General features: G+C 63.8%; 22 protein-coding genes. 10 read left to right on the top strand and 12 right to left on the bottom strand.

The annotated features are described in order from the left end of the window. The first annotated feature begins 8 nt into the window (after positions 1 to 8). The 4 genes from JQ631_RS21490 to JQ631_RS21475 are packed head-to-tail and all read left to right on the top strand — an operon-like array spanning position 9 to position 3,340. Positions 9 to 884: a branched-chain amino acid ABC transporter permease gene (locus tag JQ631_RS21490; RefSeq protein ID WP_212328934.1), complete on the top strand. Its 876-nt coding sequence runs from the start codon at positions 9 to 11 to the stop codon at positions 882 to 884. Continuing rightward, positions 881 to 1,876, top strand: coding sequence for a branched-chain amino acid ABC transporter permease (locus JQ631_RS21485; protein ID WP_212328933.1), 996 nt, complete (start codon positions 881 to 883; stop codon positions 1,874 to 1,876). Before JQ631_RS21490 ends, JQ631_RS21485 begins: the two co-directional genes overlap by 4 nt. Continuing rightward, positions 1,873 to 2,628 carry an ABC transporter ATP-binding protein gene (locus tag JQ631_RS21480; RefSeq protein ID WP_212328932.1) on the top strand — a complete coding sequence of 252 codons (756 nt, stop codon included), beginning with the start codon at positions 1,873 to 1,875 and terminating at the stop codon, positions 2,626 to 2,628. Before JQ631_RS21485 ends, JQ631_RS21480 begins: the two co-directional genes overlap by 4 nt. Further along, on the top strand, positions 2,621 to 3,340 hold the full coding sequence (locus JQ631_RS21475) for an ABC transporter ATP-binding protein (RefSeq protein ID WP_212328931.1): 720 nt from the start codon (positions 2,621 to 2,623) through the stop codon (positions 3,338 to 3,340). Before JQ631_RS21480 ends, JQ631_RS21475 begins: the two co-directional genes overlap by 8 nt. Positions 3,341 to 3,483: 143 nt before the next feature. On the opposite strand, the gene JQ631_RS21470 is transcribed toward JQ631_RS21475, so the two are convergent. The 3 genes from JQ631_RS21470 to JQ631_RS21460 form a co-directional block, all read right to left on the bottom strand. Further along, entirely contained in the window at positions 3,484 to 3,774 is a 291-nt protein-coding gene (locus JQ631_RS21470; RefSeq protein WP_433995522.1) for a TonB-dependent receptor plug domain-containing protein, read from the bottom strand. Between the two features lie 53 nt (positions 3,775 to 3,827). Next, the gene (locus tag JQ631_RS21465) at positions 3,828 to 5,024 is read right to left on the bottom strand and encodes a hypothetical protein (RefSeq protein WP_212328929.1); all 1,197 of its coding nucleotides are present in this window, start codon (positions 5,022 to 5,024) and stop codon (positions 3,828 to 3,830) included. A gap of 138 nt (positions 5,025 to 5,162) precedes the next feature. Next, a complete protein-coding gene (locus tag JQ631_RS21460) occupies positions 5,163 to 5,435 on the bottom strand; it encodes a hypothetical protein (protein WP_212328928.1) in 273 nt (90 codons plus the stop codon). A 208-nt stretch (positions 5,436 to 5,643) separates the two neighbouring features. Here JQ631_RS21460 and JQ631_RS21455 point away from each other — a divergent pair, with 208 nt between their 5' ends. Then, positions 5,644 to 6,453, top strand: coding sequence for an ABC transporter substrate-binding protein (locus tag JQ631_RS21455; protein WP_212328927.1), 810 nt, complete (start codon positions 5,644 to 5,646; stop codon positions 6,451 to 6,453). Here the strand turns inward: JQ631_RS21455 and JQ631_RS21450 are convergent. Beyond that, positions 6,427 to 7,125 (bottom strand): ABC transporter permease, encoded by a 699-nt coding sequence (locus JQ631_RS21450; protein WP_212328926.1) that lies wholly within the window; start codon positions 7,123 to 7,125, stop codon positions 6,427 to 6,429. The genes JQ631_RS21455 and JQ631_RS21450 overlap by 27 nt on opposite strands. Then, on the bottom strand, positions 7,122 to 7,490 hold the full coding sequence (gene arsC, locus JQ631_RS21445; protein ID WP_212328925.1) for an arsenate reductase (glutaredoxin): 369 nt from the start codon (positions 7,488 to 7,490) through the stop codon (positions 7,122 to 7,124). The genes JQ631_RS21450 and arsC overlap by 4 nt, the downstream gene beginning before the upstream one ends. Before the next feature lie 398 nt (positions 7,491 to 7,888). Here arsC and JQ631_RS21440 point away from each other — a divergent pair, with 398 nt between their 5' ends. The 4 genes from JQ631_RS21440 to JQ631_RS21425 all read left to right on the top strand — a co-directional run bounded on the left by JQ631_RS21440 (position 7,889) and on the right by JQ631_RS21425 (position 12,108). After that, positions 7,889 to 8,740: a 3-hydroxybutyryl-CoA dehydrogenase gene (locus JQ631_RS21440; RefSeq protein ID WP_212328924.1), complete on the top strand. Its 852-nt coding sequence runs from the start codon at positions 7,889 to 7,891 to the stop codon at positions 8,738 to 8,740. Positions 8,741 to 8,875: 135 nt separating this feature from the next. Beyond that, on the top strand, positions 8,876 to 9,343 hold the full coding sequence (locus JQ631_RS21435) for a group III truncated hemoglobin (protein ID WP_212328923.1): 468 nt from the start codon (positions 8,876 to 8,878) through the stop codon (positions 9,341 to 9,343). A gap of 257 nt (positions 9,344 to 9,600) precedes the next feature. Continuing rightward, positions 9,601 to 10,254, top strand: a complete 654-nt coding sequence (locus JQ631_RS21430; RefSeq protein WP_212328922.1) for a QcrA and Rieske domain-containing protein — start codon at positions 9,601 to 9,603, stop codon at positions 10,252 to 10,254. Positions 10,255 to 10,383: 129 nt separating this feature from the next. Further along, on the top strand, positions 10,384 to 12,108 hold the full coding sequence (locus tag JQ631_RS21425; protein WP_212331489.1) for a methanol/ethanol family PQQ-dependent dehydrogenase: 1,725 nt from the start codon (positions 10,384 to 10,386) through the stop codon (positions 12,106 to 12,108). Between the two features lie 223 nt (positions 12,109 to 12,331). Here the strand turns inward: JQ631_RS21425 and JQ631_RS21420 are convergent, their stop codons facing one another. From JQ631_RS21420 to xoxF5, 7 genes are all read right to left on the bottom strand, one after another. Continuing rightward, complete coding sequence (locus tag JQ631_RS21420; RefSeq protein WP_212328921.1) at positions 12,332 to 12,592, bottom strand: hypothetical protein; 261 nt, start codon at positions 12,590 to 12,592, stop codon at positions 12,332 to 12,334. Between the two features lie 55 nt (positions 12,593 to 12,647). Continuing rightward, the gene (locus tag JQ631_RS21415; protein ID WP_212328920.1) at positions 12,648 to 14,960 is read right to left on the bottom strand and encodes a xanthine dehydrogenase family protein molybdopterin-binding subunit; all 2,313 of its coding nucleotides are present in this window, start codon (positions 14,958 to 14,960) and stop codon (positions 12,648 to 12,650) included. 1 nt (position 14,961) lies between these two features. Further along, positions 14,962 to 15,414: a (2Fe-2S)-binding protein gene (locus JQ631_RS21410; RefSeq protein ID WP_128950514.1), complete on the bottom strand. Its 453-nt coding sequence runs from the start codon at positions 15,412 to 15,414 to the stop codon at positions 14,962 to 14,964. A gap of 631 nt (positions 15,415 to 16,045) precedes the next feature. Further along, positions 16,046 to 16,606: an S-(hydroxymethyl)glutathione synthase gene (gene gfa, locus JQ631_RS21405; protein WP_212328919.1), complete on the bottom strand. Its 561-nt coding sequence runs from the start codon at positions 16,604 to 16,606 to the stop codon at positions 16,046 to 16,048. Between the two features lie 33 nt (positions 16,607 to 16,639). Then, a complete protein-coding gene (locus tag JQ631_RS21400) occupies positions 16,640 to 17,749 on the bottom strand; it encodes an S-(hydroxymethyl)glutathione dehydrogenase/class III alcohol dehydrogenase (RefSeq protein ID WP_195803158.1) in 1,110 nt (369 codons plus the stop codon). A gap of 62 nt (positions 17,750 to 17,811) precedes the next feature. After that, positions 17,812 to 18,300 carry a c-type cytochrome, methanol metabolism-related gene (locus JQ631_RS21395; RefSeq protein WP_212331486.1) on the bottom strand — a complete coding sequence of 163 codons (489 nt, stop codon included), beginning with the start codon at positions 18,298 to 18,300 and terminating at the stop codon, positions 17,812 to 17,814. 115 nt (positions 18,301 to 18,415) lie between these two features. Further along, the gene (gene xoxF5, locus JQ631_RS21390; RefSeq protein ID WP_212328918.1) at positions 18,416 to 20,218 is read right to left on the bottom strand and encodes a lanthanide-dependent methanol dehydrogenase XoxF5; all 1,803 of its coding nucleotides are present in this window, start codon (positions 20,216 to 20,218) and stop codon (positions 18,416 to 18,418) included. Positions 20,219 to 20,732: 514 nt separating this feature from the next. Here xoxF5 and JQ631_RS21385 point away from each other — a divergent pair. Beyond that, positions 20,733 to 21,701 carry a helix-turn-helix domain-containing protein gene (locus JQ631_RS21385; RefSeq protein WP_212328917.1) on the top strand — a complete coding sequence of 323 codons (969 nt, stop codon included), beginning with the start codon at positions 20,733 to 20,735 and terminating at the stop codon, positions 21,699 to 21,701. Positions 21,702 to 21,710: the final 9 nt, after the last annotated feature.

Raw genomic sequence — 21,710 nt, 5'->3', positions numbered from 1 at the left:
CTTAGCCGATGGACCTGTCGCTGATCGTCATGCAGCTTCTGTCCGGGATCGCCCTCGGGGCGGTCCTGGTCATCACTGCGCTTGGGCTGACCATCGTGTTCGGCATGCTCGGGGTGGTGAACTTCGCCCACGGCGCGCTGTTCATGATCGGAGCCTATGCCGGGCTGTATCTGGCCTCGCTCACCGGAAGCTTCTGGTGGGGATTGCTGCTGGCGCCCATCCTGATGGGTGCCTTCGGCATGCTGATCGAGTTCGTGCTCATCCGCAGGCTCTACGGACGCTCGATCGACGATCCGCTGCTGCTGACCTTCGGACTCAGCTATATCCTGGTCGAAGGCGTGCGCATCGTGTTCGGCAGCGACGGCATTCCGTTTCCGACTCCGTCGCAGCTCATCGGTGTGCTCGACTTGGGCGTCGGCTTCTTCCCGCGCTACCGCCTGTTCGTCATCGCACTGGTCGCCGTGGTGTTGTTGGTACTCTGGCTCCTGCTGGAGAAGACCCGCATCGGCCTGATCGTGCGCGCCGGCGCGCGCGATCCGACCATCATGCAGGTGCTCGGCGTCGATATCGGCCGCGTCTGGCTTGCGATCTTTGGTCTCGGCGTCGGGCTTGCGGCCCTTGGCGGCGTGCTCGCCGGTCCGATGCGCAGCGTCAATCCGGAGATGGGTTCGCTGGTTTTGGCGGAGGCCTTCGTGGTGACCGTGATCGGCGGCTTGGGCTCCATCGCCGGGGCTGTCGTCGCCGGCGTCATGGTCGGCATCTCCATCAGCATGGTGGCCCTGTTCGCGCCCGAAATGGCGACTATCGTGATGTTCGCGTTGATGGCCGTGGTGCTGCTCATCAGGCCGCAGGGCCTGTTCGGCGTGAAGGGGCGGACTGCATGACGTCGTCGTCCTCCAACATTGCCGCCACTGCGGTGTCCGGCCGGCTCGCCTGGCTGTTCGACCAGCGCGTGCTGCTCTCCATTGCGGTGCTGGTGTTGCTTCCGTGGCTGCTGCCGTCGAAGGCTCTGGCCGTCAACGTCCTGATCTACGGCGTCGTGGTGATGGGCTACAATCTGCTGTTCGGCTACACCGGGCTGTTGTCGTTCGGCCACGCCGCCTTCTTCGGTTGCGGCGCATACATCACGGGTATCGCGATCGGCCGCTATGGCGTGCCGTGGTTTGCCGCAATCGGCGTTGCTGTATTCTGCAGCGCCGTGCTCGCAGCTCTGGTCGGCGTGATTTCGACGCGGACCCGCGGCATCTATTTTTCCATGGTCACGCTCGCACTGGCGCAGCTCATCTACTACCTCGCGCTGCAGGCGTCATCATTCACCGGTGGTGAGAACGGTCTGCGTGGCTTCACCGTCGACCACATCAACCTGCTTGGTCTCTCCATCAACTTCCTCGATCCCGTCAACAAGTATTACGTGCTGATGGTGCTTGCGGCGCTGGCGATGTGGGTCCAGTCGCGCATCCTGAACTCGCCGTTCGGTGCAGTGATCGAGGCGATCCGCGAGAACGAGCAGCGGGCGCGGGCCTGCGGCTACAATATCGAGCGCAGCAAGCTGGTCGTGTTCATGCTGTCCGGGGCGATCTCCTCGCTCGGCGGCTGCATGCTGGCGTTGCATCTGTCGATCGTGCCGCTGGACATCCTGCACTACCAGACTTCGGGCATGATCGTGATGATGGTGCTGCTCGGCGGCGCCCGCAGCTTCTTCGGCCCGTTCGTCGGCGCGGCGACATTCCTGATTTTGGAAGACGTCATTTCGGTCTGGACGCCGCATTGGCAGATTTTTGTCGGTACGATCTTCGTGCTGTTTGTCCTGTTCCTGCCCAAGGGAATCTGGGGCACGCTGCTCGAGGCACTCCGCATCGGAAAGGCGCGGCCATGAGCGGCGAGCTGCTTCGTGCCGAGGGCATCGGCAAGCGCTTTGGTGGCTTCACGGCGCTCGAGGACATCAGCCTGTCCTTTGCAGCCGGTCAGCTCACCTCGATCATCGGGCCGAACGGGGCGGGTAAAAGCACCTTCTTCAACATCCTCTCCGGTGCGCTGACGCCGACCTCGGGCAAACTGCATTTCCGGGGACTCGAGTTGAACGGCCTGCCGCAGCACCGCTTCGTGCATCAGGGCATTTCGCGCTCCTATCAGATCACCAACATCTTCCCTGACCTCAGCGTGCACGAGAACGTGCGCGTTGCTGCGCAGGCGCTGACCGTCAGCTATGACATCTGGCGCAACCGCACGCGGATGCCGGAGCTTGCCGCGAAGGCCGATGCCGCGCTGGACGCGGTCGGTCTGCTCGGGAAGCGCGGCGAACTGGCAAAGTTCCTCTCGCACGGCCAGCAGCGCGCGCTGGAGATCGCAATTGCGCTGGTTTCCGAGCCGGAACTGCTGCTGCTGGATGAACCGACCGCCGGCATGGGTCCTGAGGAGACCAAGGACATGGTCGCGCTTCTGGAGCGGCTTGCCGACAAGCGCACCGTGCTGCTGGTCGAGCACAAGATGAAGATGGTGCTGGGCCTGTCCAGGCGGGTCGTGGTGCTGCACCACGGTCGTTTGCTGGCGGACGGCGCGCCCGATGAGATCAGGAGCAATCCGGAGGTCCGGCGGGTCTATCTCGGACAGAGTGAAGGCTATGGCTGAGACCGCACTGCTCGACATCAACGATCTCCACGCCTGGTACGGCGCGAGCCACATCCTTCACGGTATTTCCCTTCACGTGAACGAGGGCGAGGTGGTCGCTTTGGTTGGCCGCAACGGCGCCGGCAAGACCACCACCTTGCGGGCGATGATGGGCCTGATGCCCAAGGCGGCCGGCCGCGTGCGGTTCGCCGGCAAGGAGCTGCTGCCGCTGCGCGCCCATCAGCGCTTCCATCTCGGTCTGGCCTACGTGCCCGAGGAGCGCCGCATCGTTCCCGGCCTCACCGTGCGCGAGAATCTGCGGCTCGGCCTTGTCGCGGCTGGGCGGGAGCTCGACGAGCGCGCCGCGATCGACGAGATCGCGGAGACGTTTCCGCGCCTGAAGGAGCGGCTCGACCAGGAGGGCGTGACGCTCTCCGGCGGCGAGCAGCAGATGCTGGCGATCGCACGTGCGCTGATCGCCGATCCCAGGATGATCCTGCTCGACGAACCCTCGGAAGGTATCATGCCCGTGCTGGTCGAGGAGATGGGCGTGCTGTTCCGCCGGCTTCGAGACGAGGGCAAGACGCTGCTGCTGGTCGAGCAGAACGTCGAATGGGCGCTACGGCTGGCCGACCGCGCCGTGATCATCGACCAGGGCGAGGTCGTGCACGAGAGCAGCGCCGCCGCACTGCTTGCCGACAAGGACATCCAGGAGCGCTATTGCGCCGTGTGAACGCTCAGGCCACGAGAGCACCAGCGCGCATGCGGGCCCTCTCAGGGATGTCCTCCCTGATGCTGTTGCGGTTCCGACCGCGGCTCCGCGCGGATCGACCAGCCCTAGGCTGGATGCTGCGGGATGAGGCGTCGCGAGATGCTCTAGCGCCCGATCGTTACGCCGGCGGTCGAGCGCATGGCATCGCGGAGGCTCGTCGCCTTCATGTCGTCGAGCACCTGCCGCGTCAGCACGGTGGTCTGGCCGGGCGTGTCGAGGACGGTCTCGCCGCGCGAGGAGGAAAGCCGGTTGGCTTTGTAGGGAGCCGCAGGATCGGTGGCAGGCGGTGCTGCGTGCACGTGGCGCGGCCGTTTGTGGGACGCGGCGAGTGCGCCTTGCGAGACGCAGAGGGCGGCGATCACGATCAGCAATTTTACGGACATGCGAACTCCCATATCCAAGGCATCAGCCTAGCATATGGCGAGCGTTATCGCAGCCGAAAAAGGGATCAGGCGAGGGCGGCGCGGCGTTCACGCACCGGCTCACGGGAACGATCGGGGCTGCGCGGTTCGGCGAGCCTGGTAAAGCTGCGCTGGCCCGCGTGCACGGGCGCTTCGACGATGACGCCCTCGCAGACGATCTGGCCGCCGAGCATCCTGAATTCGAGCTTGTCGTAGCGCGGCATGGTCTCGCCGGCCTCGGGCGGCAGCAGGCCGATGCTGCCCTGGATGTTCAGCGTCGCCTCGCCCGCGCCGTGCAGACGCGGATTCCACATCCTGATGCCGGTCTCGGCCCAGCGCTGCCGGATCAGCGCGGCGCGATCGGCGGGCTCGGCGAGCTTTGCGCGCGCCTTTGGGACGGCAGCACTCTTCGGCGCGGGAGCTTCAGGAGCCGGATCGATGTGCGCGGCGGCAACGGGCGCGTCGTCGGTCATGTCCTCAACGAGAGGCGCTGCGACCGGCGCAGGATCACTTGCGACGAGCGGTTCGATCTCTGCCGCGACGCTCGGAGCCGGCTCGTTGTCGATGCCGGCCTCGGCGATAACAGGCGCGGGGACCTCAGTGTCGCCGACGATCACGGGCGTCTCGTCGTCGGCGACCGGTTCGATCTCCACGGAAGCGACGGCTGCTGTTTCGTCAACGATGAGCTCGGTGGCCTCGACCGGAGCCGTCTCTATCTCGGCAGCCGCGATAAAGACGGGCTCCGCGACGACGGCCTCGATCTCGATAGAAGAGGCCGGTGCCTCTTCCACGACCTCGGGTTCAGCATCCGCCAGGAGTTCCGCAGGCGGAGCATGGCTGACGACGTCAGGCCTCTCAACCGGCGCGCTCGCGACCTCGACTGCAGGGACTGAAATCTCTTCGACGGCGGCGGGCTCAACCTCTGCCAAAATCTCCGGGGACAAACCGTCGCTCGCGCTGAGATCGGCCAACTCCGCGGACGGGCGATCCTCAACGACAGGCGTCGCGGCGTTGTCCTCGACCAGCGCAGCAGTGAGTTCGACGTCGGCGTCGCGATGGTCGGGCTTAGCGCAGATGGTATCGACGGTCGGAGCGGCTTCTGCGATCGCAGGGACCGTGGACTGCTCACTTGCAGTGCTCGGCGTCAGGTCGATGCTGCCGCCATGCGGCAGGGGCCGAAGCCTGTTGAACGCCCATTTCACCGCAGGAATGCGGGTCAGCAACGATATCAGTTTCGAAAGCACTGGGAGTTGTCCAAGAAGTACTCAGGCCGTAGGCAATCGCTGATTCGCCAGCAATGTGAAAAAATGCCCGGCCGTCATACCCCTGTCAATTGAGGCGGGACCAATTGCAGAACATCTGCACAGTCTCGCGCCGCATCTTCATTCGAGATGCATCGATGCGAGCGGATCCTGATCGCGATCGAACTGGTGCGCCGGAGCAAGCGGCATCACGGCGTGCTCTGCCTTGCGGCCTTGCAGATGCGCCAGCGCATGCTTGCGGACGAGCGCCATGGTGAGTGCCTCGCATTCCGTGGGTTCACCGCCCCACGCGCAGTCGACGCTTGACGACTGTCCGGGCCAGGCCTGCGCCGGGCCGGCAATTGCAAGCGACAATATGATCCGCAGGGCGGCAGTGATGCTTGTCTTTGTCATTGGACGCTCCAAACCTTTCTATCCCAGGGATCGGATGGGGCAGGCAATATTCCGCGCCGCCGCATTCTCGTACGACGGCTCACGCGAGGTTCAACGTCCGTGAGGCTGGCGTGAGGGAACCCGCATTGAACCGTTGCACCAAACGTCGGGCTTTCAAGCGTCATCTTCCCCGCCTAATTTGAGGCACTTGGGGAATGAGGACGACGCAATGAAGAAGCTTGCCGCTATCGCCGCGATTTTGTTCTGGTCGACATATGCCTATGCGCAGGACCGCAGCATCACCGTGGCCTCGACGACGTCGACGGAGCAGTCGGGCCTGTTCGGCCATCTGCTGCCGCTGTTCTCGAGGGCCGGGGGCGTCGCGGTGAAGGTCGTCGCCGTCGGCACCGGCCAGGCGCTCGACATCGGACGGCGGGGTGATGCCGACGTGGTGTTCGTCCATGACAGGCCGGCCGAAGACAAGTTCATGTCCGAGGGGCAGGGCGTGAAGCGCTTCGACGTCATGTATAACGATTTCATCATCGTTGGCCCGAAGAGCGATCCCGCGAAGATCGCCGGCGACAAGGACGTCGCCGACGCCCTGCGCAAGATCGCTGCGGCAAAGGCGCCGTTCATCTCGCGCGGCGACAAATCCGGCACGCATTCGGCCGAGCTGCGGTTGTGGAAAGAGGCCGGCATCGACCCTGCCAATGGCAAAGACAGCTGGTACCGCGAGATCGGCCAGGGCATGGGCCCGGCGCTGAACATGGCGTCGTCGTCGAACGCGTATCTGCTGTCAGACCGCGGCACCTGGCTGTCGTTCAAGAACAGGGGGGAGCTCGTGATCCTGACCGAAGGCGACAAGCGGCTGTTCAATCAGTACGGCGTCATGCTGGTCAATCCGGACAAGCATCCGAATGTGAAGGCGAAAGACGGGCAGGCCTTCATCGACTGGCTGATCTCGCCGAAGGGGCAGGATGCGATCGCCGGCTACAAGGTCGGTGGCGAGCAGCTATTTTTCCCCAACGCGTCCCACTAGCAGGAAGGCGACGGTCGAGACGGCGACGCTGAGTGCGAGCAGGATCAGCCCGAGCCCCAGCGCCAGCGGCAGGTCGCCCTTGCTGGTCTCCAGCGCGATCGCCGTCGTCATCGTGCGGGTGAAGCCGCGGATGTTGCCGCCGACGATGATGATGGCGCCGACCTCGGCGATCGCGCGCCCGAACGCGGCGAGAAAGGCCGTGAGCAGCGAGGTCCGGCCGAGCGCGAACAACAGGCCGATGCTGCGCAGCATCGACAATCCGTCAATCCGCGCGAGGTCGCCATACTCGGCCCACAGCAGGCTCGCCGGCCGGTGCACCAGCGCGACCACGATCGGGGTCGCGAGCAGCGTCTGCGCGACGACCATGGCCGTCGGCGTGAACAGCAGGCCCGCGGTTCCGAGCGGGCCGGAGCGCGACAGCAGAAGATAAAGCGCAAGCCCGACCACGACCGGCGGCAACCCAAGCAGCGCATTGGTCAGCACGATGATGACCTGCCGCCCGCGAAAGCGGGTGATCGCAAGCAGGGCGCCGAACGGCGCGCCGATCAGAAGCGCGATGATGCTGGCCGTCAGGCTGACGCGCACCGACAGCGCGACGATACCGAGCAGCTCGGGATCGGCTTCGCCAATCAGCGTGAACGCGGCAGCGATGGATCGCGTGAAGTCGTTCATCCCGGATTTTGCGCCGAGGGCAACAGATCCAGCACCAGTTCGGAGGGACGGCAAAGCCTCACGCCGTTCGGCGTGACCACGATTGGCCGGTTGATCAGGATGGGATGGGCCATCATCGCATCGAGCAGTTGATCGTCGGTCAAGTCAGGATTGTCGAGCCCAAGCTCCGCATAGGGTGCGGCCTTCTCGCGAACAGCCTCGCGCACCGAAATTCCCATGCGGGCGATCAGCTGCTGGAGCAGCGGGCGCGACGGCGGCGTCTTCAGATATTCGATCACGTGCGGCTCGATCCCGGCATTGCGGATCGTGGCAAGCGTGGAGCGCGACGTGCCGCATTCGGGATTGTGGTAGATGATCGCGTCCATCGGCAGGCACCTTCGATTTCAGTCGGGATCGGCAAGCGTCTTCGTCGTGCGTTCGCTCGGGCAAGTCAAGCCCGCTCAGGAAGGGATTCGCCGTTACAGAAATTCGGAAATGACGCATATCGCGCAGTGGGCCGCGGTGCCAACCTGCGTCCGGCCTTCCCAGCGCCCTCGGCAGTCCCCGGGGACGACGCCAGCCACACAACTCGGGCCGGTCAGGCCGCGAGACCGCGAAATCATGCCCACCGCGGCCTGAAAGGCGGCTTTATTCTCGCCACGGATGCTTTAAGGAAGAGCCTGGATGCGGCGCAGCACTTAAGACGCCGCGGCTCGAAATTCAGGTCAAACCGGGCACGTCGCCGCTCAAGGTCGGGCTCGCTCAACGAGAAGGACGTCATTCCATGATCAATACCGTTGGCATCATTGGAGCAGGGACCATGGGCAACGGCATCGCCCAGATCAGCGCCGCGGCCGGACTGTCGGTGGTGATGGTCGACATCTCCGATGCGGCAGTGAACCGCGGCATGTCGACCGTCGGCGGCAGCCTCGAGCGCCTGGTCAAGAAGGAGAAGATCTCGGCGGCCGATCGCGAGGCGACCCTCAAGCGCATCACCGGCACCACCGACCGCGCAAAACTGTCCGATTGCGATCTCGTCATCGAGGCTGCGACCGAGAACGAGGAGCTCAAGGTCAAGATCCTGAAGGATCTCTGCGCCACGCTGTCGCCGCGCACGCTGGTTGCGACCAACACCTCGTCGATCTCGATCACCAAACTTGCGGCCGCGACCGATCGCCCGGATCGCTTCATCGGCATGCACTTCTTCAACCCGGTTCCGGTGATGGCGCTGCTGGAACTGATCCGCGGCCTGCAGACCTCGGACGACACCCACGCCAAGGCGCTCGATTTCGCCCAGCGCGTCGGCAAGGTCGCGATCACGGCCAAGAACAGCCCGGGTTTCGCGGTCAACCGCATCCTCTGCCCGATGATCAACGAGGCGATCTTCGCGCTCCAGGAGGGCATCGCCACCGCCGAGGAGATCGACGCCGGCATGAAGCTCGGCTGCAACCATCCGATCGGGCCGCTGGCGCTGGCCGATCTCGTCGGCCTCGACACCATGCTGTCGGTGATGGAGGTCTTTTATAAGGGCTTCAACGATCCTAAATATCGTCCAGCCCCCTTGCTCAAGGAAATGGTCGACGCCGGCCATCTCGGCCGCAAGACCGGGCAGGGCTTTTACAGTTACAGCGCCTGATGTCGGCGCGGGCGGCGGGCTTCCATACCCGCCGCTCGATCCCGCAATTTGCGCTATGACAAAGATGTCGCGGCGCTTTGGCCCGACAATGTCGAACGGGCGGCTCGCGGGAACAACGAACGGAAAACGAAGGATATGTCGGATCGATTGAAGGCCGAGCGCGAAGCAGCGGCGACGCGGCGGAACCTGCTGGCCCAGGATGCGATCGAGCGCACCGGGATTACGGAGGACATGATCGGGGAACTCGTCACCCGTTTCTACGGACGCGTCCGCGAGGATGCGCTGCTCGGACCGGTCTTCGCGATCGTCCAGAACTGGGACGAGCATCTCGCCAAGCTCAAGGACTTCTGGTCCTCGGTCGTCCTGATGAGCGGCCGTTACCACGGCTCGCCGATGCGGGCGCATGTGCCGCTCAGCCTGGTTGGCGATCATTTCGACCGCTGGCTCGACCTGTTCGAGCAGACCGCCCGCGAAGTCTGCCCGCCGCCGGCGGCGGCATTGTTCATCGACAAGGCGCGTCGCATCGCCGACAGCTTTGAGATGGCATCGGCCACCATTGCCGGCCGCATCGCGGCGCCGCGTCATCTGCTCAGGTCGTCCTGACGACGGCGAAGCTGCCTGCAAAGCGTGCAGTTGTATCGCGTTGCGGTTGGGTTGCCGACGAGACGCTCCCCCAAGTCCCGCATCATCGGTGTGATCTGCAAAATATGATACCGATCGCGCGCCATGACATTGAAATGGCAAAAACGCGTTGAATGCGTTCAATCGTGTTCAATCAAAGCGAGTAAAGCCATATTGATGCACTGCGGCGCCAAATCTGCGCCTTCATTTCGGCAGAGTTCCAGCGCCTGCTATGGTGCATGGCGCACGCATCATTCAGCATCACCCCGTCATCCTCCGATAGCACTGCGGAACCTGAAGCTGATGTGAGCGCGGAGCAAACGCGGCGCACGCTGGTGCTTGGTGCGCTCGCGACCACTGCGTGTCTCGGCTGTTCTGCACCGGTGCGCGCGGGCGAAGATCCGCCCGGCTCCGACGAGCGGCCGCAGAAGGGCGACCTTCTGGTTTTTTCGGAAGGCGACGGCGAAGGAAAGCTCATCAAGGCAGCTGACCTGACGCTTGGCGGTCCGCCGGTGCATGCGTGGCCGCAGGATCCCAGGACGTTGGTGGTGCGCAGCGCCTCGCGGCTCAACGAGCTCCTGATCATCCGGCTCGATCCCGCCGAACTCGACGAGCAGACCAAGGCGCGCGCCGTCGACGGCATCCTCGCCTATTCGGCGATCTGCGCCCATGCCGGCTGTCCCGTCACCGCCTGGGTAAAGAGCGATGTCGGCGACGCCGAGGTGTTCAAGTGCGTGTGCCACAACTCCGAATACGATCCCCGCGCGGGCGCGCAGGTGGTGTTCGGGCCGGCGCCGCGGCGGCTCGCCGCGCTGCCGCTGGCGCTTGCTGACGGCTCGCTCAGCGTAGCGGGTGGTTTCATCGGAAAGGTAGGTGGTGCGCAGCCGGGATGATGGACAACGCGGGATAGGCCCGCGTCACGAGAGGCCGCATCCGCCGAGGGGCGGATTTCGGGACGAACGACAAGAATTCAAAACAAGAATTCAATCGGATCAAAAGGGGAAACGTCCATGAAAAGGTCAATGACCAGGAAGCAATTGCTGCTGTCCGGATTCGTCGCCTTCACGTGTGTTGTCTCGACCGCTGCGATCGCCGGCCCGATCGAGAGCTACGCGCCGGTTACCCAGCAACGCCTGGAGAATCCCGAACCGGGCAACTGGATGCTCTATCGCCGCACTTATGACGGGCAGGGCTACAGCCCGCTCGACCAGATCAACACGTCCAACGTCAAGGATCTCACGCCGGTCTGGACCTTCGCCACCGGCGTGGTCGAAGGCCACGAGGCGCCGCCGATCGTCAACAACGGCGTGATGTTCGTGGCAACCCCGATGGGGCAGGTGATCGCGCTGAACGCGAAGACCGGCGATGAATATTGGCGTTACAAGCGGCAGCTCCCCGACGATCTGTTCCAGCTGCATCCGACCAGCCGCGGCGTCGGCCTGTGGGAGGACAAGCTTTATCTCGCGACCACCGACGACCACGTCGTCGCGCTCGACGCCAAGACCGGCAAGGTGGCGTGGGACACCAAGGTGCAGGATTACAAGAAGGGTCAGTACATGACCCTGATGCCGCTGATCGTCGACGGCAAGGTGATCGTCGGCGGCTCCGGCGGCGAGTTCGGCGTGCGCGGCTACGTTGCCGCCTTCGATGCCAAGGACGGCAAGGAGCTGTGGCGCACCTACACCATTCCCGGCGAGGGCGAGCCCGGCCATGACACCTGGCAGGGTGACGACTGGAAGAACGGCGGCGGCTCGGCCTGGATGACCGGCACTTACGACAAGGACACCAAGACGATCTATTGGGGCGTCGGCAACGCCGCACCATGGCCCGGCGAGATGCATCCAGGCGACAATCTCTACACCTCGTCGGTGCTCGCGCTCGATCCCGGCAACGGCAAGATCAAGACCTATCATCAGTACCACCAGAACGATTCCTGGGACTGGGACGAGGTCGATGCACCGATGCTGATCGATCTCCAGCGTGACGGCCGCAGCATCAAGAGCCTGGTCCATCCCGGCCGCGACGCGATCTTCTGGGTGCTCGAGCGCACGCCGACCAAGATCAACTACATCGCCGGCTGGCCGTTCGTCTCGACCGACGTCTGGAAGGGCATCGACGAGAACGGCAAGCCGATCCTCGATCCCGATCACAAGCCGGTGGTCGGCAAGCGCGTCGAGTTCTGTCCGTCACTGTGGGGCGGCAAGGACTGGCCGTCGGCGGCCTATAGCCAGAAGACGGGCCTCGTTTACGTGCCCGCCAACGAGAACTTCTGCGGCGGCTTCACCGGCGAGAAGGTCCCGCTCAAGCCCGGCGAACTCTGGCTCGGCACCAAGCCGGAGGACATCGGCCTGAAGACCAAGCCCGGCGCCGATCATTTCGGCGAGATCCAGGCCTGGGATCCCGCGACCGGCAAGAAGGTGTGGCAACACAACTTCCCGAAATCGCAGATGTTCGGCTCGGTGACGGCGACAGCGGGAGATCTCGTGTTCGCCGGCGGCACCAACGACCGCAACTTCCGCGCCTTCAATGCCAAGACCGGCGAGCTGTTGTGGCAGCAGAAGACCAACTCCGGAATCATGGGCATGCCGATGTCCTATGAGATCGACGGCACGCAGTACATCGCCATCCAGTCGGGTTGGGGCGTGGACGCGCAGCGCATCCAGGACGCGCTCGTGACCAACAATATCGGCATCGAGGCCAACGTGCCACAAGGCGGCGTGATCTGGGTGTTCGCGCTGAAGAAATAAGCTCCGCAGGCGGATCGAGAGAAGCGGAGCGAGAGGGGGCAAATGCGGCGGACGGCAACGTCCGCCGCATTTTGCGTGCGAGATAAGATCGCTGCCCTCACCACGAACTCGTCATGCCCGGGCTTGTCCCGGGCATCCACGTTCCCAGTTCTGTGGCAAAGCTCGTGGATGGCCGGGACAAGCCCGGCCATGACGGCGAGAGAATCTCAGTCCGCGAACGCCACTACTTCCCCTGCCTGTCCACCTTGTCCTTCTCCTTCTGGTTCATCTCCCGAACCTTCGGATCGGTGCTGCCTTGCCCGGTGGTCTGGGTGGTCGAGGCGGGCGGGGCGGTGGCGTTGGGAAGCGAATTCTGCTCCGGCGCGGTGGGGCGCGTCGCCGTCGTCGGTGGCGTCGTGGTGCTCTGGGCGAACGCGGCTGTAATGGTCAAAAGAAAGGCGCTCGACAGCAGCGAGACTGCGAGCGCCCTGGGAATGTTGGTCATCGATCTGCTCCTGTCAGATCGATGGAAACGGCGCGAGGCCGCCGGATGTTCCGCCTCAAGCCTCCAATTGCTTGCCGATCGGAAGCGCGCGGATGCGCTTGCCGGTCGCGGCGAAGATCGCGTTCATCAGCGCCGGCGCGAAGGGCGGCACGCCGGGCTCGCCGACGCCGCTCGGCGGCGTGTCCGACGCGGGCGGGACGATGTAGACATTTGTCACCAGCGGAGCCTCATCGATCCTGACGACCTGGAAGTCGTCAAAATTCTTCTGCTCCACCTTGCCGTCCTTGAAGCTGATCTCACCATATTTGGCGAGGCTCAGGCCCATGATCGCGGCGCCCTCGATCTGCGAGGCGATGCGCTCGGGGTTGACATAGGTGCCGCAATCGATCGCGGTATCGACCCGCGGCACCGTCAGCTTGCCCTTCTCGTCGACGGCCACCTCGACGATGGTCGCGATGTAGCTGACGAAGCTGCGGTGCACGGCAATGCCGAGTCCGTGGCCCTTGGGCACCTGACGGCCCCATTCGCCCTTCTCGGCGACCAGCTCGACCACCTTGCGCAGGCGCGCGGTGTCGATCGGGTAGCTGTCATAGGGCTCGCCGTAGTTCCAGAGATCCTTGACCGCCGGCTTGACGATACGGGGCGTGCCGATCAGAGCCAGCAGCGTCTCCTTCTGGTCGCGGCCGGTCGCGTTGGCGATCTCGCCCACCATCGACTGCACCGCGAAGGCGCGCGGGATGTTCGAGACCGAACGGAACCAGCCGATGCGGGTGAACGCGGCTGCCTCCGGGTTCTCGCAGGAGATGTTGGCGATCTCGAACGGCATGTCGACGAGACCCATGCCGAGCTCGAACGCCGCCTCGTGCTTGGTGCCCGCCGCGAAGGTCGAGCCGATGCTCGGCGCGACGCTGCGGTGACGCCAGGCCGTGACCTTGCCGTCCTTGTCGAGGCCCGCCTCGATCCGTTCGACCGAGACGGTGTGCAGGAAGTCGTGGCGGACGTCGTCCTCGCGCGTCCACTGCACCTTCACGGGTACGCCGAGCTCCTTCGACAGCAGCGCGGCCTCGAGCGCAAAGTCGCATTTCGACTTGCGGCCGAAACCACCGCCGAGCAGCGTGACGTTGACGGTGACATTGCCCTCGGGAATGCCGAGAGTCTTGGCGACGTCCTCGCGGGTGCCGCCGGGGCTCTGCACCGGTGCCCAGATCTCCGCCTTGTCGCCCTTGACGTCGGCAACCGCCACCGGCGGCTCCATGCTGACATGGGCGAGGTGGGGCAGGTAATATTCGCCGACGACGACCTTGGCGGCGGACTTCAGCGCCGCGTCCGCGTCACCCTCCTGGCGCACGACCAAGCCCGGCTTGCGCGAGGCCTCTTCGAGCTCCTTGCGGTAGGCGACCGAGTCGTATTTGCCGTTGGCGCCGTCGTCCCAGACCAGCTTCAGCGCGTCGCGGCCCTTGATCGCCGCACCTGTGTTGCGTGCGATCACCGCGACGCCGCCGAGCGGCTGGAATTTCGACGGCCAGGGCCAGCCCTGGACCTTCATCACCTTCTCGACGCCCGGCACCTTCAGCGCCGCGTCCGGATCGAACGAAGTCAGCTTGCCGCCGGTCACCGGCGGGCGCGCGATCACGGCGTATTTCATGCCGGGAAGACGCACGTCGGCGCCGTAGCCCGCCTTGCCGGTGGTGATGTCGTGGAGATCGACGATGCCGACCTGGCCCTTGCCGAGATAGCGGAAGTCCTTGGGGTCCTTCAGCTTGAGGCCTTCGATAGCAGGCACCGATTCCTTGGCAGCATCAGCCGCGAGCTCGCCGAAGCCGAGCTTGCGTCCGCTGGCGCTGTGGACGACCTCGTGATTGACGGCCTTCACTTCGGTCGCGGGTACATTCCAGCGTTTCGCTGCGGCCTGCTCCAGCATGGTGCGGGCGGAGGCGCCGATCTGGCGCATCGGGATCAGATAATGCCGCGTGCTGCGCGAGCCGTCGGTGTCCTGGTTGCCGAACTTGACCTCGTCGCCATGGGCCTGCTGCACCTTGACCTTGGACCAGTCGGCCTCCATCTCCTCGGCCACGATCAGCGGCAGGCTGGTGCGCACGCCGGTGCCCATTTCGGAGCGGTGGGCGAGGATGGTGACGGTGCCGTCCGGCGCGACCGCGACGAACACGCGTGGATCGACCACGACGCCATGCGGCATTTTTCCTGCGCCGGTCTCATAGGCAAAGGCCGGGCGCGTCATCACGGGTGCGGCGAGCACGAAGCCGCCGGTGACACCGAGCCCCTTCAGGATGCTGCGGCGTGAGACTTTCTCGACCTTCAGATGCTTTTCGAAGCCGCGGAGCTTGCCGGGTTTGTCGATGAAATTCATGTCACACTCCCGTTGATGCGAGGTGGACGGCATTCTCGATGCGCTGGTAGCAGCCGCAACGGCAGATGTTGCCGGACATCGCCTCGCGGATCTGGTCATGCGACGGCTTTGGATTGTCCATCAGCAGCGCAGCCGCCTGCATGATCTGGCCGGCCTGGCAGAAGCCGCATTGGGGGACATTGACCTGGCGCCAGGCCTTCTGGACAGGATGATCGCCATCCGGGTGCAGCCCCTCGATGGTGGTGACTTCGCGCCCCGCCACGTCGTTGATCGATGTGATGCAGGAGCGGACCGCCTCCTTGTCGACGATGACGGTGCAGGCGCCGCAGAGGGCCTGGCCGCAGCCGAATTTGGTGCCGGTCAGGCCGGCTTCGTCGCGCAGAAACCAGAGTAGCGGGAGATCCGGGTCGCCGTCCCAGCTCTGTTCCTGGCCGTTGATCTTCACCTTGATCATGATCGTCCCTCGCTCTTCATAAGCTTTGCCGATGTTGGAATAGCCGACCTTGGTCGGCGCAATGGTCCGTGGGTGGTGCGACCGCATGTCCGGCCCGTTGTCCTGCGCGGGCAAATCCCGGCAGGGAGGCTGGCATACGAATCGTGATGTCCGGATGTGTTCGATACCTCCCGTTTTGTTCTTATTTGATTGAACTCGCGCGGCATCGTGACGACGCGATCGTAGCAGAGATCGCGGCGGATCGGTGTTCACAGCCGAGTGTTCCTGGTCAGCTGTCCCCGATGTGAACAGGTTGCATCCGGGGTTTGTCAAAAGCGGGGCGCGGTAACAGCTCGCGCGGTCGGCGATCAAAAAAATCGAAGAGATCAAAAAAGCTTCGTCCGCCAGAGGGACTGCGCGGACGAAGCAGTAGTCCTCAGTCGAGGGAGGGAGAATCGCCGGGCCGCGCTGACTTCAAGCGGGAAGGGGGCGGCACTGCGCAGTCATTCAGAGACCAGGACTGAGGGAGCGGAACGCGCTCGCATACGCAGAGTGCACAGGCGGCAAGTATCGCCGCGATCATTCGAGAGTTGCGCCCGGTCAGCTCGCTGGCGAACCAGCGAGCGGACGGGACATCGTCATGCGGCCTTGCTCAGGCGGCCTTCGCCTTCGCGACGTGGGTCGCGATCGCATCCATCAGCGCCGGCGACAGGCAGTCATAGGGCTCGAGCCCGATTTCCTTCAGCCGCGACCGGATGCCGGCCATCTGCTCGGGCTTGACGCCGGATTCGATGATCGAGGAGACGAAGGCGGCGAATTGCGGCGCCTGCGAGCCCTGCTCCTGGAACAGCTCCGGATGGACGAAATCGAGACCGTAGAACGGATGGTTCTTGTTCTCGATGCGGCCGTACATATGGGTGCCGCAGGCCTTGCAGGCGTGACGCTGGATCACCGCGGACGCGTCGACGATCTGGAGCTTGTCGCCGTTCTCGAGCACGGTGACGTTCTGGCGCGGCACCACGGCCACGACGGAGAAGTTCGCGCCCTGCGGCTTCCAGCACTTGGTGCAACCGCAGGCGTGGTTGTGTGCCACGTCGCCCTTGATGCCGATCTTGACCTGATGGTCCTTGCATTTGCAGGCGAGCGTGCCGCCGGCAAAATGGCCGGTGCCTTGTTTGAGGCCGTTGTCGATCGAGGGATGCAGTGAAGTCATGGGTCGATCCTCCTTGGGTGTGACGCTTGCGAGCTAGAACACGACGACTGAACGAATCGATTTTCCCTCATGCATCAGGTCGAAGCCCTTGTTGATGTCTTCGAGCTTGAGCGTGTGGGTGATCATGGGGTCGATCTGGATCTTTCCGTTCATGTACCAGTCGACGATCTTCGGCACGTCGGTGCGACCGCGGGCGCCGCCGAAGGCGGTGCCGCGCCAGTTACGGCCGGTGACGAGCTGGAACGGACGGGTGGCGATCTCCTTGCCGGCTTCGGCAACGCCGATGATGATCGAGGTGCCCCAGCCGCGATGGCAGGCTTCCAGCGCCTGGCGCATCACCGTGGTGTTGCCGGTGCAGTCGAAAGTGTAGTCGGCACCGCCGTCGGTCAGGGTGACGAGATGCGGGACGATGTCGCCGGTGATCTTCTTGGGGTTGACGAAATCGGTCATGCCGAACCGGCGGCCCCATTCCTCCTTGGAGTCGTTGACGTCGACGCCGATGATCTTGTCGGCGCCGGCCATCTTGGCGCCCTGGATCACGTTGAGGCCGATGCCGCCGAGGCCGAACACGACGACGTTGGAGCCCGGCTCGACCTTCGCGGTGTTGACGACGGCGCCGACGCCGGTGGTGACGCCGCAGCCGATATAGCAGCTCTTGTCGAAGGGGGCGTCCTCGCGGATCTTCGCCACCGCGATTTCCGGCAGCACCGTGAAGTTGGAGAAGGTCGAGCAGCCCATGTAGTGATAGATCGGCTTGCCCTTGTAGGAAAAGCGGCTGGTGCCATCGGGCATCACGCCCTTGCCCTGGGTCGCGCGGATCGCAGTGCAAAGATTGGTCTTCTGGCTCAGGCAGCTTTTGCACTGCCGGCATTCAGGCGTGTAGAGCGGAATGACGTGATCGCCCGGCTTCACCGAGGTCACGCCTGCGCCGATCTCGCGGATGATTCCCGCACCCTCATGGCCGAGGATCGAGGGGAAGATCCCTTCGCTGTCGAAGCCGTCGAGAGTATAGGCGTCGGTATGGCAGATGCCCGTCGCCTTGATCTCGACCAGGACTTCGCCGGCCTTCGGCCCTTCCAGATCGACTTCGACGATCTCGAGCGGTTTCTTGGCTTCGAAAGCGACGGCGGCACGTGTCTTCATCGGTAGCTCCTCAAATTCTCGCGGGGATGCCAGGACTCAAGTCTCAGGCGTGCCCTAAACGTTCACTTCTTGCCCATGCACGAGTCTTCATTCTTGGTGTAGGCGTCGTTCTTGTCCTCATGCTTGCCGGGACGGACACGGCCCCAGGCGTCGTTGGAGCGGGCGCGCAGATAAACGTAGAGATCGTCCATGTAGCAGGCGACGTTCGGGTTATCGCCGAAGGCCGGCATCACGTTCTCTGTGGCGGTCGAGATGTTCTTGCGGCCCGAGGCGACGACGCCGAGAAAGTCGGCGTAGCTCATCGTCTTGAGCGAATCCTTCAGTGCGGGCGCATAGCTCGAGCCCATGCCGTCGGGGCCATGACACACATGGCAGTCGGAGTGATAGCGGCGGTATCCCGAATAGGTATACCAGTCGACGGAGTCGCCGTTGATCTTGTAGGTCGGGTTACCGTCCTTATCGAGCCATTCGCCGGTTTCGTTCTGCTTGACGGCAGTCGGGTCGCCCGAGCCGTCAGCGACAGCAATTCCCCCGGACGCAACGAAGATCATCGCAGCAATGACAGAGCAGATTCTACGCAAGAGGTGTTCCTCGAAGGCATCAGGTGGAGACGAGCCGGCGCGTGGATGGAGTTGATCCACGCGCCGGAGCGAGACTGAACGGAGGCTAGTTGGGCAGCGAGAACACGGTCAGCGTGCCGCCGAGTGCCGTGTAGTTGCTGAGGGCCGCGTAGCCGCCGACCGCGCCGAGACCGGCGGTCGGATCAGTCAGACCTGCTGCCAGACCGATACCGGCCCAGCCGCCGACGCCGGAGAGCACTGCGACATATTGCTTGCCGCCGTTCTCATAGGTCGTGACGTTGCCGATGATGCCGGAGGGAGTCTTGAACTTGTAGAGCTCCTTGCCGGTCTTGGCATCGACTGCCTTCAGGTAGCCTTCGAGCGTGCCGTAGAACACCACGCCGCCGGCGGTTGCGAGCGCACCCGACCAGACCGAGAACTGCTCCTTGTTCGACCAGACGATCTTGCCGGTCTTGCCGTCCCAGGCGATGAAGTTACCCATGTTGGTATCGCCCTGCGGCGGATACATCGAGAGCGTCGCACCCACATAGGGCTGGCCCGCGGTGTAGCTCACCTTGAACGGTTCGTAGTCCATGCAGACGTGGTTGGTCGGGACGTAGAACAGCTGCGTGTCGGGCGAGTAGGCCGCCGGCTGCTCGTCCTTGGTGCCGAGCGCGGCCGGGCAGATGCCCTTCACGTTGTGGTCTTCGCCGGCCTTGTCGGTCGAAGCTGCGTCGAGCACCTTCGGACGGCCATAGGTGGCGGAGTTCTTGTCCATGTCGACGCCGGAGGTCCAGTTCACCTTCGGATCGTACTTCTCGGCGACCAGCAGCTCGCCGGTGGCGCGATCGAGCGTATAGCCGAGGCCGTTACGATCGAAATGCGTCAGCAGCTTGCGGGCCTGGCCGTTGATCGACTGGTCCGAGAGGATCATCTCGTTGACGCCGTCATAGTCCCATTCGTCATGGGGCGTCATCTGATAGACCCACTTGGCGACGCCGGTATCCGGGTTACGTGCCCAGATGGTCATCGACCATTTGTTGTCGCCGGGACGCTGCTTCGGATTCCAGGTCGAGGGGTTGCCCGATCCGTAATAGATCAGGTTCAGCTCGGGATCGTAGGAGATCCAGCCCCAGGTGGCGCCGCCGCCGATCTTCCACTGATCGCCCTGCCAGGTCTTGAGGCTCGAATCCTTGCCGATCGGCTTGCCGAGTGCGGTGGTCTTGTCGTCGACCAGGATCTGGTCATCCGGACCTTCCGAATAGCCGCGCCAGGCCAGCTTGCCGGTCTTGATGTCGTAGGCGCTCATGTGAGCCTGAACGCCGAACTCGCCACCGGAGATGCCGATCAGCACCTTGTCCTTGATGACCATCGGCGCCGAGGTGCCGGTCTCGCCCTTGCTCGGATCGCCGTTCTTCGCGGTCCATGCAACCTGACCGGTCTTGGCGTCGAGCGCGACGAGAGTCGTGTCGGCCTGATGCAGGAAGATCTTGCCGTCGCCGAACGCGAGGCCGCGGTTAACCGTATCGCAGCACATCACCGGGATGACGTTCGGATCCTGCTTCGGCTCGTACTTCCAGACGATCTTGTTCTCGTTCGAAAGGTCAATGGCGTAGACCTTGTTCGGGAACGGCGTGTGGACGTACATCATGTTGCCGATGATCAGCGGGCCGCCTTCATGGCCGCGCAGCACGCCGGTCGAGAAGGTCCAGGCAACCTGGAGCTTGCCGACATTTTGGGCGTTGATCTGGGTCAGCTTGGAATAGCGGCTGTTGGCGTAGTCACCGGTCGGCATCACCCAGTCTTTCGGGTTCTGCGACATCTTGATCAGCTCGTCATTGGCTGACGCGGTCCCGACGGCAAGAGCCGCCGCTGAGCCGAGAAAAGTCGCCAGTAGCACCTTGCGCATAGTCATTCCTCCGTTGGTCTCGTTTATTGTTTCCGAAGCATTGCTCAATCACCGGGCTTCTCGTCCGGCGTCTGCTCGTGCAGGGCGGTCACGTTGGGGACCAGAAACGATGCTGTGGTGTTTCCTCCTCCTGATGAGAGCTACGGGTCCACGTGCAGGAGCGGCCCGTTCTTGTTGTTCCTGCTTTAATCCCTAACGACTTCGTCAACGGGAAACTTGCCCAAGAGTGAACCGGCTTTGCTCGACAGCGCACGGAGGCGAAGTTTTTGATTTTGCGGTAGCGAATTCAGCGGCTTCCATGCGGCTTGGCGCCGCGCGCAACGGTCAGGTTCCCCTTGACGGCGCTGCAACTAAGGCGGAGGATTAACTTTCAAGGATGGCGATGGAGCGATGGCGCTCGTTTCAAGAGACCGTCCAAATTTGAGGTAAACGTCACGCAATCATGGCTGAGGGCTCCAGCAGGCGCTGGCCGCGATTCGCGTCGAATCTCCGGGTAACACCAGTGGCTGGATTAATGTCCGACACAATTCATACGCTCTCGACGACAGGACTGACGCCGAAGCGACAGGTCCAGAGCTGGATCGACGGGCTGACGAGTCTGTGCGGACATTTCGATGTCGACCCGCTGGAAGCGTCATCGCTTGAAGGGCGCATCGACTACACCACGGTCTCGCGGTTGAAGCTCTGTCAGATCGAGGTGAGCCAGCATCGCATCGCGCACACGCTTGCGCGCGCCAAGGCCAATGAACATCCGTACATCAAGATTCACTTCCAGACCTACGGCGTGTCCTATTTCGAGCAGGAGGGTCGGCACATCGAGCTGAACCCGGGCGACATCATTGCGTATGACGTCTCATGTCCGCATCTGATCGTCAGCCCCGCGTTCACGCGCCATGATGTGGTGATCGTGCCGAAGGCACTGCTGCGCGATCGCGGCTTCCCGTCGCAGCGCATGCCGGCGTGCAAGCTCTCGGCGAAGACGGGGACAGGGCGGATCGCCCACGACTTCGTCCATGCCACGTTCGACGAGGCGGCCAAACTGTCGGCCAACAGTGCGGTCGGCGTTGCCGATTCCTTGATCGACCTGCTGCTGCTGCCGCTGCGCGAAGCCGACACGATGTTCGATCGGGTCGGGCCCGAGGCGATGTACGTGCGTGCCCAATTCTTCATCCGTGAGCATCTGCGCGATCCCGATCTGTGCATCGACCAGATCTCGGCCGAGCTCGGCTGCTCCAAGCGCTATCTGCACATGCTCTTCTCCGAGCGCGGCACCACGGTGAGCGACTACATCTGGCAGGCGCGCCTTCAGAACTGTCGCCAGGAGCTCGAGGCGCACGCCGGCAAGACCATCACCGACGTTGCGTTCTCCTGGGGCTTCTCCAGCTCATCGCATTTCAGCCGGGTATTCCGGAAATATTTCGGCGTGGTGCCGTCCTCGATCCACAAGGCGCAGCAGGTCGCCGTGGCGACGGACGAGAATTAGGCGCGCTCC

The organism is Bradyrhizobium manausense (assembly GCF_018131105.1).
GTDB classification, from domain to species: Bacteria; Pseudomonadota; Alphaproteobacteria; order Rhizobiales; family Xanthobacteraceae; genus Bradyrhizobium; species Bradyrhizobium manausense_B.
Note: the sequence above shows the minus strand (reverse complement) of the source record. Positions and strands in the feature narration are given on the sequence as shown.